This window comes from Acinetobacter sp. RF15B (assembly GCF_007558235.1).
Taxonomy (GTDB): domain Bacteria; phylum Pseudomonadota; class Gammaproteobacteria; order Pseudomonadales; family Moraxellaceae; genus Acinetobacter; species Acinetobacter lwoffii_C.
The window spans coordinates 168,364-181,065 of record NZ_VLSR01000004.1 but is presented as its reverse complement, the minus strand read 5'-3'; the positions used below and the strand labels follow the sequence as shown (position 1 = coordinate 181,065).

The window sequence follows — 12,702 nt, the reverse complement described above, 5'->3', positions numbered from 1 at the left end:
GAATCAGATCTTGTAGGAGAACAACATGAAGGATGCAACAGGCACTTTACCCTTAACCAAATATATTCGGGTGACCGGGGATATTCAGGCCGCATTTGTCGAGTTCGACTTTGCCATTCACGATCCCACTTTATATGTGGAACTGGTGTTACCGCAGCAAGCCTTTCGCGAGTTCTGCGCAACCCATCAGGTGGTGGAAATGAGCGAACAACAACAGGCCGTGAATGATGCCGAAGAAGACAAATGGCGTTATGGCATTGAGCACCAGACCTTAGTCGGTGCACAGCGCTACAACATTGATCATGAAGATCAACACTGAATGCTTAAGGAGATAAGCGATGACTTTAGAAATCAAAACAGCGGGTATTGAACCGATTCGTCAAAACTATGCCTATATTGAGCGCCGTTTTGGCAACAAGCCAGCCACCCGTTACCAGGAAGTCAGTTTTGATATTCAGGCGGAAACCAACTTTCATTACCGTCCGTTGTGGAATCCGGACAAAACCTTAAATGATAAAACCTACACTGCCATTGAAATGCAGGATTGGTATGCGTTTAAAGATCCACGCCAGTTTTATTACGGTACTTATGTGCAGCACCGTGCGCGTTTGCAGGATATTGCCGAAAGTAATTTTAGCTTTTTTGAAAAACGCCAATTGGCAGCGCATATTTCTGAAGAAGTCAAAGCCAAAGTCATTGCGCTATTTTTACCGTTTCGTCATATCGAACAAACAGCCAATTTACACATGATGTCCGGCAGTGCCTATGGTTATGGCACGGTACTGACCCAAGCCTGTATTTATGCCGCGATGGACCGTTTAGGCATGGCGCAGTACATTTCGCGTGTTGGTTTGGCCTTAGATGGCAACACGGGTGACGCTTTAATTCCAGCCAAACAGGCATGGATGCAGGATGAAGCTTGGCAAGGGCTACGCAAGCTGTGTGAGCAAAGCTTGACGGAGCAAGACTATTTCAAACTATTTTTATTACAGAACCTGGTGATTGACAGCTTTATGACCGAATTGGTCTATACCCAGTTTGATCAGTGGCTGGCAGAACATCAAGCGCATGATTTGGCCATGCTGACTGAGTTTATGCAGGAAGCCTTGGCTGATTTACGCAAATGGTCAGACAGCGTATTTAAAACTGCTGCAGCAGAATCTGAACACAACAAACAGTTATTGAGCCAGTGGTTAGCAGACTATTTACCTGAAGTGAAAGCAGCATTTGCCCCGTGGGCAGCGCAGGTCTTAGCTGCCGATGCAGTCGAAATTGCAGAACAAAAACTGCTGGAGCGCAGTAAAAAAATTGGCATCGAACTTGAAAAAACTTTGCAGGCTTAAGGAGAAGCAGCATGTCTAAGGTTTATCTCGCACTACAGGATAATGACACGTCACGCTACATCATTGAAGCGATTGAAGAAGACAATCCAGATGCCAGCATTCAATACCTGCCAGCCATGATTCGGGTAGAAAGCGAAACCGGTCTGATTGTCAAAGCAGAAACGGTCTCTGAAAAGCTTGGACAGGATTGGGATATTCAGTCTTTACAACTCAACATGATTACGTTGGGTGGCAACGTCGAAGAAGATGACGACAGCTTCCGTCTGCACTGGAACTAACAATAAGGATGTGCACTGCGCCAATGATTGGCGCAGTGCCAGCAGAACATATTGCTGCATAGATTGCCGCTCAAAAATTTAAGGATGATGAACATGAATTCACAAGTTAAAACCCCGGCAAAAAAACTGAATGCCAAAGATCGCTATCGCGCGTTAACACGTGATTTAGACTGGGACTTTTCTTATACAGATCGTAAAGAAGCGTTCCCTTATGAAGAATTTGAAGGCATTAAAATTACCGACTGGTCCAAATGGGAAGATCCATTTCGTTTAACCATGGATACCTACTGGAAATATCAGGCTGAAAAAGAGAAAAAACTCTACGCTATTTTTGATGCGTTTGCACAAAACAATGGTCAGTTAAACGTGAGCAATGAGCGTTATTTAAATGCCATCAAACTGTTTTTAACTGCGGTTACCCCACTTGAATATCAGGCGTTCCAAGGTTATGCCCATGTAGGGCGTCAGTTTAGCGGAGTCGGGGCGCGTATTGCATCACAAATGCAGTCAATTGATGAATTACGTCATGTACAGACTCAAATTCATGCCATGAGCCATTACAACAAATTCTTTGATGGTTTCCAGGACTGGTCGCACATGCATGACCGCGTTTGGTACCTGTCTGTACCAAAATCTTTCTTTGAAGATGCGCGCTCTGCCGGGCCGTTTGAATTCCTGCTGGCGATCAGTTTTGCCTTTGAATATGTCTTGACCAACTTGTTGTTCGTACCGTTCATGTCCGGTGCTGCCCATAATGGTGATATGGCCACCGTGACCTTTGGTTTTAGCGCGCAGTCGGATGAAGCCCGTCACATGACTTTAGGCTTGGAAATCGTCAAATTCTTGCTGGAACAGCATGAAGACAACGTGCCAATTGTGCAGGAATGGATTGATAAATGGTTCTGGCGCGGTACACGACTGTTATCTATTGTCGGCATGATGATGGATTACATGCTGCCAAACAAAGTCATGTCATGGAAAGAAGCCTGGGAAACTTATTTTGAAGAAGCGGGAGGAGCATTATTTAATGATCTGAGCCGTTACGGTATTCGTATGCCGAAATATTCAGAAGTGATCACCAAAGAGAAAGAACACGTATCGCATCAGGCATGGTGGATTTTTTATAACTTTGGTCATGCAGCCGGTTTCCATACCTGGATTCCAACTGATCAGGAGATGGACTGGCTCTCTGAAAAATATCCAGACACTTTTGATAAGTATTACCGCCCACGCTGGGAACTGGCACGAAAAATGGAAGCGGAAGGCAAGCGCTTTTATAGCTCAGGTTTGCCACAACTCTGCCAGATTTGCCAAGTGCCGATGACCTTTACCGACATGGAAAATGATCCAACCCTGTTTACTTATCGCGAGTCGATTTATCAAGGCGAGCGTTATCACACCTGTTCAGATGGCTGTCACGATATTTTTGAGCGTGAACCGGAAAAATATGTACAGGCATGGTTACCAGTCAACCAGATTCTACAAGGCAATTGTGGTGGCTTGGATTTGGAAAACATGTTGCGTGAATACTACCGCTTCAATGTCGGTGCAGACAATCTGGATATTGAAGGCTCACCAGACCAGCAGCGCTGGAAAAAATGGAAAGGTGAGAAAGGTGATGCAGCTTAAAGCGCATTACATATCCAACGAGTAGTTTATTTCAAGATTTACATTTAAAAGGATTTGGGTTTGAGCCATTAGGGCTCAAACCACCCCCAATACGGAGAATGACCATGGCAATACGCGCTATTCGCCCAGATTACGACTTTGAACCACGCGATCTACAAAAACACTATGGCGATAACATTTTGATTTATGTGGGTTGGGATCATCACACCTTATATTGTGCCGCCCATGCCATGCTGGTTTCACCGCAGCAGACTTTTCAGGAGTTTCTGGATCAGCAAATGCAGGCGGGTTTTCATCAGCATCCTGACTTTGAACACATTAACTGGGACGAAGTGCAATTTAAGCTGAATCAACAAGCCATTCAGCCACGCCCGGAACAGACGCTGGCAGAAATTGGTTTCGATCATAAATCTCTACTTCGCTTTGTAACTCCAGGATTAAAGGGTTATCAGGGTGCGCATGTTTAAGACAGGAGGTCACAGATGAGCTATCAGGTCACAATTGAGCCAATTGGCACCACCATTGAAGTTGAAGAAGATCAAACCATTTTAGATGCCGCTTTACGTCAGGGCGTGTGGTTACCATTTGCCTGCGGGCATGGCACCTGCGGTACCTGCAAAGTGCAGGTGACGGACGGTTATTATGATGTGGGCGAAGCCTCACCCTTTGCCTTAATGGATCTGGAGCGTGAAGAGCAGAAGGTCCTGGCATGCTGCTGTAAGCCTGAGTCGGATATGGTAATTGAAGCCGATGTCGATGAAGATCCAGATTTTCTGGGTTATCTGGTACAGGACTACCATGCCAAAGTGCTAGACATCCGCGATTTATCCCCGACCATTAAAGGCCTGCGTTTACAACTAGATCGGGACATGGAATTTCAGGCGGGACAGTACATTAATGTGCAGTTCCCTGATATTGAAGGGACACGGGCTTTTTCAATTGCCAATGCACCCAGCCAGCCCGGTGTGATTGAACTGCATATTCGCCATGTGACGGGCGGCAGTGCAACCACTTATGTACATGAGCAACTGGCAGTAGGCGATGAGCTGGAAATCTCCGGACCATATGGACAGTTCTTTGTGCGTAAATCAGATCAACAGGATGCAATCTTTATTGCTGGTGGTTCTGGTTTGTCGAGTCCGCAGTCCATGATTCTGGACTTACTCGAATCCGGTGATACTCGCACCATTTACCTGTTCCAGGGGGCGCGTGATTTAGCCGAGCTCTATAACCGTGAGCTGTTTGAACAATGGATTAAGGATTATCCAAACTTCCGCTATATTCCTGCCTTGAATGCACCTAAAGCAGAAGATCACTGGACCGGTTTCACCGGCTATGTCCATGAAGCGGTTGCTGACTATTTTGAACAGCGTTGTGCTGGACACAAAGCCTATTTATGTGGTCCACCGGTCATGATTGATGCTGCCATTTCTACCTTAATGCAAAGCCGGTTATTTGAGCGGGATATTCATACTGAACGTTTCTTAAGTGCTGCCGATGGTGCCAGTGGACAGTCACGTTCAGCGTTGTTTAAGCATATTTAAAGATATTTTAGCCCGTTATTTTATAAAAAACTCACAAAACAGGTCGATGTGGATGCAGAACCAGCTGAAGTATTGACCTTTTATAAAGACTATCACCGTGCCAAGGGCAAACAGGCACTGGCCAAAGCAAGAACTAAGGAGAGTGAGATGAATCGTCAAGAGATTGATGCTTTAGTGAAAAAAATGAATGTAGCGACTGCCACCGGCCCTGTCGATTCACGTGTGCAACAAATAGTCGTGCGTTTGCTGGCAGACTTATTTCAAGCCATTGAAGATTTAGATATTCAAGCCTCTGAAGTCTGGAAAGGCCTGGAATATTTAACCGATGCAGGGAAAGCCAATGAACTGGGCTTACTCGCTGCCGGTTTGGGACTAGAACATTATCTGGATTTACGTGCCGATCAGGCGGATGCCAAGGCCGGGGTGACAGGGGGCACGCCACGTACGATTGAAGGGCCACTTTATGTAGCAGGTGCGCCTGAATCGGTCGGGTTTGCCCGTATGGATGATGGTTCAGAGTCTCATCAGATTGATACTCTTATTATTGAAGGGACAGTAAGTGATACTGAAGGCAATATCATTGAAAATGCCAAAGTGGAAATCTGGCATGCTAACGGTTTAGGCAACTACTCATTCTTTGATAAATCACAGTCTGAATTTAACTTGCGCCGTACCATTTTTAGTGATGCTGAAGGGAAGTATGTGGCACAAACCACAATGCCTGTAGGCTATGGCTGTCCACCCCAAGGCACCACGCAAGCCTTGCTGAACAAGCTCGGACGCCATGGCAATCGACCCTCCCATGTGCATTATTTTGTTTCTGCACCGGGTTTCCGTAAATTAACCACGCAGTTTAATATTGAGGGTGACCAGTACTTGTGGGATGACTTTGCCTTTGCGACCCGTGAGGGGCTGGTTGCTAGTGCCGTTGAGGTGACAGATCCTGCTGAAATTCAGCGTCGTGGTTTAGATCAGGCATTCCAATACATCCGTTTTAATATTGAATTGGTGAAAGATATACAGGATGCGCCATCGACTAAGGTGGAACGTCGTCGTGCCAGTGTCTGAACGCAGGGAATCAAAAAAAACAGCCAACGGGCTGTTTTTTTACACCCAGCACATAGTATGGAATATACCGATTGTTTAACTGCAAGTCGTGGACAAAAACAGGAAGATTCCGAGTTACTTGAAGAAGCATGTCAAGCAGATTATAGGGTCAGAAAATTTTGCACAATTCTGACTTGAAGCACTGCACAAAGCTAATCATCAGCAACGGAGGCGAAACACAATTGAGACCAGAGCAGCGCTAAGCATTAGCCTGTTTTTAATTAAGAACAGACACCCAGAAAATGCATCTAAATCTGAGCAAAACTGGGTATGAATTAAAACATACAAAAAGATTATCGGTCTTTTAAATCAAAATATACCATTAAAAATTAACCGGAGATGCCATGGCGAACCAGCCCCTATAAGCTTTTGATGATTCCTGTACTGCTCGTGGCGGACAGCAGCAAGGTGTCGCCCTTGTCCGGGCCTTATTTAATGGTTCATCCTGCCTCATTGTTGCCAGATGAGGCCGACCCAGAAATCTGCGCAAACCGCAGCAGACATATTCGAGCTGTTTTGCAAGTACATCGCAAGCGAGAGTATGCGGTACTATGGGTAACACATGATCCATGGCCGTCTGTTCCCTTGTGAGCGTACCATCCGGCTGGTCGATGGACGGATGGAAAGCGATACCCGAGCTGAGGCAGTTCAGAAAATAGAGGAGGAATAAATATGTCAAACCTACAGGATCCGCGGGTTTTATTTGCTTTAGAACGCACCGCTCTGGCCTGGAACCGTAGTGGTCTGGCCTTAATTGCTTTTGGTTTCGTGATTGAAAAATCTAATCTCTTGGTTCAGTTGATTGATCCAGTTCACTATCAGCATAAAATTGTTTATACAGAATGGCTGGGGATTGCTGTGATTGTCTTTGGCCTGCTGGTCAATATCGGCTCAATTTTACAATATCGCACAGGTCTCAAATCGCTTAATCCTGCTGAATTTATTGAAGGCTATCAAACCCGGCAGCCGGTCTGGTTGAATTTATTTACCATCTTTACCGGTATCTTACTGATTATTTCCTTCTGGATTCATTAAAAATGTCTTCACCGGATGCGGGCATTAAACAGCGCAATACAACTGATAGAGCGTCTGCATAATCACCAGCACGTTAGGATCGGAGACCTGATAAAAAATCTGTTTACCTTCACGGCGGGTATTCACGATGTTATTTTTGCGTAAGACTGTGAGCTGCTGTGACAGGGTCGGCTGATGAATGTCAGTAGATTCCTCGATTTGCTGTACATTCAGCTCGCCATCGACCAGCACACATAAAATTCTCAACCGGTCAGGATTGGACAGGACTTTTAAGCAGTTGGTCACTGTATCTACCTGAGAAAAATCAATTTTGGCATTTTGTGCGATATTCATGGAAATGGCTTGTGCTCCTCTACAGCAGCGTGTTTACAGAATAATAGCATAGAAAGCTTGATTAATATCTAATTTTATATAATATAAAAATATATATTGAATTGGTAGGCGTGTTATGCATGATTTTCTGATCGCGTTTCTCGGAGGCTTGATGCTCGGAGTTTCGGTGGTGGGCTATTTGTATGTGAATGGCCGTATTGCCGGCATTAGTGGCCTGATTAGTCAGGTATTAAATCCTCAAACCCTGTTTAAAACACCGGCCCTCTGGTTTATGTCGGGCTTGGTGCTTACCCCATTCCTGTACGGATTATTTGTCCAGCCTGATATTGAACTGAATGCCAGCCCACTGATGATGATCGTTGCGGGTTTGCTGGTTGGCTTTGGAACGCGGTTGGGTTCAGGCTGTACCAGTGGGCATGGGATCTGTGGAATCAGCCGTCTGTCCAGACGTTCTATCATTGCCACACTGACTTTTATGTTTGCTGGTTTTGTGATCGTTTATATCATTCGCCATGTTACAGGAGCATTTTAAAATGAAAAATATCTTGGCCTTTGTTTTTGGTGCCCTGTTCTCTGTTGGATTGATGCTGTCTGGCATGTCCAATCCGGAAAAAGTACTCGATTTTCTGGACGTGTTTGGTGACTGGGATGCTAGTCTGGCTTTTGTTATGATGGGTGCAATTGCAGTCGCTTTTATTCCTTTTCAGAAAGCAGTTAGAAGTCAGGCTCCAAAAACTATTTTTAATGAACCGATTGATTTACCGAAAAATCAGCAGATTGATCCCAAACTAATCTCTGGCAGTTTACTCTTCGGTATAGGATGGGGCATTGCAGGCGTATGTCCGGCACCCAGTTTTACCCTGATTGGTCTGGGACATTATCAGATACTTTATTTTATTGTTGCGATGATGCTGGGTGTATGGATTCATCGTAAATGGGCAGGAGCTTAAATATGTCTAACAGACCCGTCGTCCAGGATTTTTTTCATGAAGATACCAATACCTTCAGTTATGTGGTGAGTGATCCTGCAACGCAAAGCTGCGCCATTATTGATAGCGTGCTGGATTATGATGCCGCTTCGGCCAGCACCGCAACCACACATGCCGATCAGATCATTGCCTATGTCAGGGCGCATGGATTAAGCGTCGAGTGGATTCTGGAAACTCATGTGCATGCCGATCATCTGACTGCTGCGCAGTATCTGAAAGCAGAATTGGGCGGCAAGATTGCCATGAGCCAAAAAATTGGCATTGTGCAGGACACCTTTGGGGCCATCTATCATCTGGATATTAAACAGTTCAATGCCCAGCAGCTCTTTGATTACTTATTTGAAGATCATGAGTCGTTCCAGATCGGAACACTGCACGCCTATAATATTCCGACACCGGGACATACACCGGCCTGTCTGAGCTATGTAATTGAGGATGCAGTCTTTGTGGGGGACACGCTGTTTATGCCGGATTATGGGACCGCACGCTGTGATTTTCCGCGTGGCAGTGCAGAAATACTGTTTGATTCAGTGCAAAGGCTGTATCAGCTTCCAGAAAATACCCGAATGTTTCTGTGCCATGACTATTTGCCTGAAACACGCCAGTCCTATCACTGTGAAACCGATATTCGGACCCAGAAAACCCAGAATATCCATATTCATGAGGGCACGCCTAAGGCTGAATTCGTACAGATGCGTAATCAGCGGGATGCCGGGTTGAGTATGCCCAAGCTGATTCTGCCAGCGATCCAGATCAATATGAAAGCCGGGCAGTTTCCCGAGGCAGAAGCCAATGGCGTGTCTTACTTAAAATTGCCCCTGAACTATTTTAAATAAAGCGGGTAGAGCTGGACGATTATCTGCACTGATGCTCGCACGGCTAAGCGCCTGACTGAAGATTGCCTTATCCCTGCATAAGGCATTTTTTTATTTTTGGTATGGTTGGGCCAGACTATTTTATTGCAGATTTTTCGATAAGAAGCTTTTGCAGCGTACTCAACAGATAGAGATTTTTATTGTCCTGCTTTGATTTGCCCAGCCAACAAGACTAAAAAAAACCCGAATGATGACATTCGGGTGTTTGGAAAATGGATAATTCTTAGGATTTATAGTTTTTAAATTATTTATAAATAGGGGCCGTGCTTAGCCTAAGGTACTTCTGAGCATCCATGCCGTTTTTTCGTGCACATCCAGACGTTGAGTCAGTAAATCAGCAGTTGGCTGGTCATTGACTTCATCTACCACTGAAAATAGCTCTCTGGCGGTACGTGCAGTGGTTTCATGCGCTGTCACCAGATACTTGAGCATCTGCTCTGCGTTAGGCACGCCCTCAACTTCCTGGATCGAAGTCAGTTTGACAAATTCTTTATATGTTCCCGGTGCCGCAAAACCCAGCGCACGAATCCTTTCTGCAATCTGGTCTAGCGCATTCCACTGCTCGGTATATTGCGTCATAAACATAGTATGCAGGCTGTTAAATTGTGGACCGGTCACATTCCAGTGAAAATTGTGTGTCATCAAATACAATGTGTAGCTATCTGCCAGCAGTTTGGATAAGCCTTCTACAATTTTGGCACGGTCAGCTTCGGAGATACCAATATCAATCTTCATGATCTGTGCATCTGTGTTTGAAGAACCCATAATGTGACTCCTTAAAAAATCTAAATATCTATTTTTATCAACTGTTCACTTTCTTACTGATTTAAGCCCTCAATGGACTGAGTTTGCTTGATCAAAAGCATCTGAAACCGCTTATCACCACAGGATTAGCACGGGCTGTATAACTTAAGTTACGCCATCCCATAAATTTTATAGGAATGAATAACTTAAAGTTTAGGTCTTGTGTATAGCCTAAGAGTAAGATTGTAACCGCACTTATTTTAATATTTTAAATTCAAATAAAACAAAGGCTTAATCTCTGTGTGAGTAACTCCAAACTTGCAGTTTAAGCCGGTTTTTCTTGCTTGATCATTGGGTGTATTAAAAAAATAACACAACAACGCCTTTATTAAACAATGCACTACAAAGAGTCATCACTCTGATTTTATAAATACCGTTAAGGTAGGGAGCAAAGGCGAAGTCGATAAGAAAACGATCTAAAGTTTAAGGATACTATCAAAAAAAACTGAGGCTTAGCGCAATTGATTCAGCCCAGCAGCGATAGCAGACCTCCGGAATTTTTTATTGAACCCGCCGTCTATTGAACCAGACTCAAGTATTGAACCAGACTCAAGCAAATTTGAGATAGAACCAAGAATACTTTTATTAAACTCGATCTCGGCAAGGAAAAAATCATGAAAATCAAGGCGAACAGCCCAATAGCAGCGACAGGCAGTTTAGATAAGCAAAATACCAATAAGAAAAGTGAGCAACTGGATGTATATCGTAGTGATGCGACAGAACAGACACTCACGACCAATCAGGGGGTGAAAATCTCTGACAATCAGAACAGTCTGAAAGCCGGTGTTCGCGGCGCAACGCTCATGGAAGATTTTATTCTGCGTGAGAAAATTACCCATTTCGACCATGAGCGTATCCCGGAGCGGATTGTGCATGCACGTGGTGTTGGAGCGCACGGTTTTTTTGAAGCTTATCCCGGCAATGACAAATGGACTAAGGCCGGATTTTTGACCCGTACTGACGTACAGACACCAGTTTTTGTACGTTTTTCTACAGTACAGGGGCCACGTGGTTCCGCGGATACAGTACGTGATATTCGTGGTTTTGCCACCAAGTTCTATACCGATGAAGGCAATTATGATCTGGTGGCAAATAATGCTCCGGTATTTTTTATTCAGGACGGTATCAAGTTTCCAGACTTTGTACATGCCATGAAGCCGGAACAGCAAACTGAAATACCAACCGGTGCTACGGCCCACGATACCTTCTGGGACTTCGTGTCTCTGGTTCCTGAAACGGCCCATGCGGTAATGTGGGCCATGTCCGACCGGGCAATTCCACGCAGCTTGCGTTCCATGCAGGGTTTTGGCGTGCATACTTTCCGGCTGATTAATGCTGAAAATAAAGCTGTCTTTGTCAAATTCCACTGGACACCGAAGCAGGGCATGACGCAGCTGGTCTGGGATGAAGCACAAAAGCTGGCAGGAAAAGACCCGGACTTTCATCGTCGTGACTTGTATGAAGCCATTGCTTCAGGAAACTATCCTGAGTGGGAGCTTGGGGTGCAAATCGTAGCTGAAGAAGATGAAATGAAGTTTGATTTTGACCTGCTGGACCCGACCAAAATCATCCCGGAAGAGTTAGTGCCAGTAACTCCACTTGGCCGTATGGTACTCAACCGTAATGTAGATTATTTCTTCGGCGAGACTGAACAGGTGGCCTTCTGTCCCGGACATGTGGTACCAGGAATTGATTTTACCAACGACCCACTGCTGCAAGCGCGTCTATTTTCTTATACCGATACCCAGTTAAGTCGTCTGGGTGGTCCGAATTTCCACCAGATTCCAATCAACAAGCCAGTCTGCCCATTTCATAATAACCAGCGAGATGGCTTGCATCAGCGTATTGTCTATAGTGGCCAGGCCAATTATGAGCCAAACTCAATTGATAACAACTGGCCAGCCGAAGCAGCGGGCGCGCAGGCTGGTGGCTTTGAAAGCTATCAGGAGCGTATTGACGGTCATAAAATCCGTCAGCGCAGCCCATCTTTTAATGACCACTTTAGTCATGCGCGTATTTTCTACCAAAGCCAGCAGCCGCATGAACAGAAGCATATTGTAGATGCCTATGTGTTTGAGCTGAGTAAAGTCCAGCGTAAACATATTCAGGAACGTGAAGTACTGGATGTGTTGTGCAATATTGACTTGTCTTTGGCCCAGCAGGTCGCAGACCAGCTAGGTATCGAGATTCCGGCCGAGAAAAAGGCAGCCAAACTGCCAGAGGTGGTGGTTTCCAAGCGCCTGTCTTTTGAGGCTTTTAAACCACAAGATATCAAGGGCCGAAAAATTGCCATTCTGGCTCATGATCAGGCCAATGAAGCCAGTATTAAGGCAGTTCAAGTCTGGGCAGAATCAGAAAGTGCGGTGGCTGATGTCCTTACTCCACGCTCAGGCCCGATACTTAGCCAGAAGGGTGCAGTCATTCCTTCAGATGGCATGCAAAAAGCAGAGCCTTCGATTGCCTACGATGCTGTGGTGATTGTCGATGGCGATAATCATGACATGGTGTTAAAAGATGGAGTCGCCACACACTATCTGCTTGAGGCATATAAGCATCTTAAGCCTGTGGTTTTCCTGGGTGATAAAGACCAGCTGATCGAAGAGCTGCGGTTGAGCCGTGATGAAGGCACTTTGGTAGGTACACAGTTTGAAAAAGTCCAAGATCAATTTAAAACTTTAATCATGAACCATCGTGTGTGGATGCGTGAAGCGATTGCAGAAACTATTCCTGCATAACTTTACAGGGAATAGAAGATCCGGCTTCTA

At 45.2% G+C, this 12,702-nt stretch carries 14 protein-coding genes; 12 read left to right on the top strand and 2 right to left on the bottom strand.

Annotated features, from left to right (window positions below; translation table 11 throughout):
* Positions 1-25: 25 nt before the first annotated feature.
* The 8 genes from E2K74_RS04595 to E2K74_RS04560 all read left to right on the top strand — a co-directional run bounded on the left by E2K74_RS04595 (position 26) and on the right by E2K74_RS04560 (position 6,936).
* Positions 26-319, top strand: coding sequence for a phenol hydroxylase subunit (locus E2K74_RS04595; RefSeq protein WP_151206522.1), 294 nt, complete (start codon positions 26-28; stop codon positions 317-319).
* Positions 320-338: 19 nt separating this feature from the next.
* Positions 339-1,343, top strand: coding sequence for an aromatic/alkene monooxygenase hydroxylase subunit beta (locus tag E2K74_RS04590; RefSeq protein WP_151206520.1), 1,005 nt, complete (start codon positions 339-341; stop codon positions 1,341-1,343).
* A gap of 11 nt (positions 1,344-1,354) precedes the next feature.
* On the top strand, positions 1,355-1,621 hold the full coding sequence (locus E2K74_RS04585; protein ID WP_151204246.1) for an MmoB/DmpM family protein: 267 nt from the start codon (positions 1,355-1,357) through the stop codon (positions 1,619-1,621).
* Between the two features lie 93 nt (positions 1,622-1,714).
* The gene (locus E2K74_RS04580) at positions 1,715-3,250 is read left to right on the top strand and encodes an aromatic/alkene/methane monooxygenase hydroxylase/oxygenase subunit alpha (protein WP_151206518.1); all 1,536 of its coding nucleotides are present in this window, start codon (positions 1,715-1,717) and stop codon (positions 3,248-3,250) included.
* Positions 3,251-3,354: 104 nt separating this feature from the next.
* A complete protein-coding gene (locus E2K74_RS04575) occupies positions 3,355-3,717 on the top strand; it encodes a phenol hydroxylase subunit P4 (RefSeq protein WP_151206516.1) in 363 nt (120 codons plus the stop codon).
* Positions 3,718-3,732: 15 nt separating this feature from the next.
* Entirely contained in the window at positions 3,733-4,794 is a 1,062-nt protein-coding gene (locus tag E2K74_RS04570; protein ID WP_151206514.1) for an NADH:ubiquinone reductase (Na(+)-transporting) subunit F, read from the top strand.
* Positions 4,795-4,941: 147 nt separating this feature from the next.
* Positions 4,942-5,862 (top strand): catechol 1,2-dioxygenase, encoded by a 921-nt coding sequence (gene catA / locus E2K74_RS04565; protein WP_151206605.1) that lies wholly within the window; start codon positions 4,942-4,944, stop codon positions 5,860-5,862.
* 711 nt (positions 5,863-6,573) lie between these two features.
* Positions 6,574-6,936, top strand: a complete 363-nt coding sequence (locus tag E2K74_RS04560) for a YidH family protein (protein ID WP_151206512.1) — start codon at positions 6,574-6,576, stop codon at positions 6,934-6,936.
* 24 nt (positions 6,937-6,960) lie between these two features.
* Here E2K74_RS04560 and E2K74_RS04555 read toward each other — a convergent pair whose 3' ends face one another.
* On the bottom strand, positions 6,961-7,269 hold the full coding sequence (locus E2K74_RS04555) for an ArsR/SmtB family transcription factor (RefSeq protein ID WP_151206510.1): 309 nt from the start codon (positions 7,267-7,269) through the stop codon (positions 6,961-6,963).
* 115 nt (positions 7,270-7,384) lie between these two features.
* Here E2K74_RS04555 and E2K74_RS04550 point away from each other — a divergent pair, with 115 nt between their 5' ends.
* Genes E2K74_RS04550 through E2K74_RS04540 form a run of 3 tightly spaced genes read left to right on the top strand, consistent with a single transcriptional unit; the run spans position 7,385 to position 9,094 of the window.
* Positions 7,385-7,801, top strand: coding sequence for a YeeE/YedE family protein (locus tag E2K74_RS04550; RefSeq protein ID WP_151204252.1), 417 nt, complete (start codon positions 7,385-7,387; stop codon positions 7,799-7,801).
* Between the two features lies 1 nt (position 7,802).
* Positions 7,803-8,219, top strand: a complete 417-nt coding sequence (locus E2K74_RS04545) for a YeeE/YedE family protein (RefSeq protein WP_151204253.1) — start codon at positions 7,803-7,805, stop codon at positions 8,217-8,219.
* Between the two features lie 2 nt (positions 8,220-8,221).
* Positions 8,222-9,094 carry an MBL fold metallo-hydrolase gene (locus tag E2K74_RS04540; RefSeq protein WP_151206508.1) on the top strand — a complete coding sequence of 291 codons (873 nt, stop codon included), beginning with the start codon at positions 8,222-8,224 and terminating at the stop codon, positions 9,092-9,094.
* A gap of 306 nt (positions 9,095-9,400) precedes the next feature.
* Here the strand turns inward: E2K74_RS04540 and E2K74_RS04535 are convergent, their stop codons facing one another.
* Positions 9,401-9,898, bottom strand: a complete 498-nt coding sequence (locus E2K74_RS04535) for a Dps family protein (protein WP_151204255.1) — start codon at positions 9,896-9,898, stop codon at positions 9,401-9,403.
* A 653-nt stretch (positions 9,899-10,551) separates the two neighbouring features.
* Between E2K74_RS04535 and katE the strand changes: the two genes are divergently transcribed.
* Positions 10,552-12,672 (top strand): catalase HPII, encoded by a 2,121-nt coding sequence (gene katE / locus E2K74_RS04530; protein ID WP_151206506.1) that lies wholly within the window; start codon positions 10,552-10,554, stop codon positions 12,670-12,672.
* The last annotated feature ends 30 nt before the right edge of the window (positions 12,673-12,702 follow it).

What these genes read in the sequence shown, in the direction of transcription:
- E2K74_RS04595 (WP_151206522.1), top strand. Translation starts at nt 26, where the DNA reads ATGAAGGATGCAACAGGCACTTTACCCTTAACCAAATATATTCGGGTG.
- E2K74_RS04590 (WP_151206520.1), top strand. Translation starts at nt 339, where the DNA reads ATGACTTTAGAAATCAAAACAGCGGGTATTGAACCGATTCGTCAAAAC.
- E2K74_RS04585 (WP_151204246.1), top strand. Translation starts at nt 1,355, where the DNA reads ATGTCTAAGGTTTATCTCGCACTACAGGATAATGACACGTCACGCTAC.
- E2K74_RS04580 (WP_151206518.1), top strand. Translation starts at nt 1,715, where the DNA reads ATGAATTCACAAGTTAAAACCCCGGCAAAAAAACTGAATGCCAAAGAT.
- E2K74_RS04575 (WP_151206516.1), top strand. Translation starts at nt 3,355, where the DNA reads ATGGCAATACGCGCTATTCGCCCAGATTACGACTTTGAACCACGCGAT.
- E2K74_RS04570 (WP_151206514.1), top strand. Translation starts at nt 3,733, where the DNA reads ATGAGCTATCAGGTCACAATTGAGCCAATTGGCACCACCATTGAAGTT.
- catA (WP_151206605.1), top strand. Translation starts at nt 4,942, where the DNA reads ATGAATCGTCAAGAGATTGATGCTTTAGTGAAAAAAATGAATGTAGCG.
- E2K74_RS04560 (WP_151206512.1), top strand. Translation starts at nt 6,574, where the DNA reads ATGTCAAACCTACAGGATCCGCGGGTTTTATTTGCTTTAGAACGCACC.
- E2K74_RS04555 (WP_151206510.1), bottom strand. Translation starts at nt 7,269, where the DNA reads ATGAATATCGCACAAAATGCCAAAATTGATTTTTCTCAGGTAGATACA.
- E2K74_RS04550 (WP_151204252.1), top strand. Translation starts at nt 7,385, where the DNA reads ATGCATGATTTTCTGATCGCGTTTCTCGGAGGCTTGATGCTCGGAGTT.
- E2K74_RS04545 (WP_151204253.1), top strand. Translation starts at nt 7,803, where the DNA reads ATGAAAAATATCTTGGCCTTTGTTTTTGGTGCCCTGTTCTCTGTTGGA.
- E2K74_RS04540 (WP_151206508.1), top strand. Translation starts at nt 8,222, where the DNA reads ATGTCTAACAGACCCGTCGTCCAGGATTTTTTTCATGAAGATACCAAT.
- E2K74_RS04535 (WP_151204255.1), bottom strand. Translation starts at nt 9,898, where the DNA reads ATGGGTTCTTCAAACACAGATGCACAGATCATGAAGATTGATATTGGT.
- katE (WP_151206506.1), top strand. Translation starts at nt 10,552, where the DNA reads ATGAAAATCAAGGCGAACAGCCCAATAGCAGCGACAGGCAGTTTAGAT.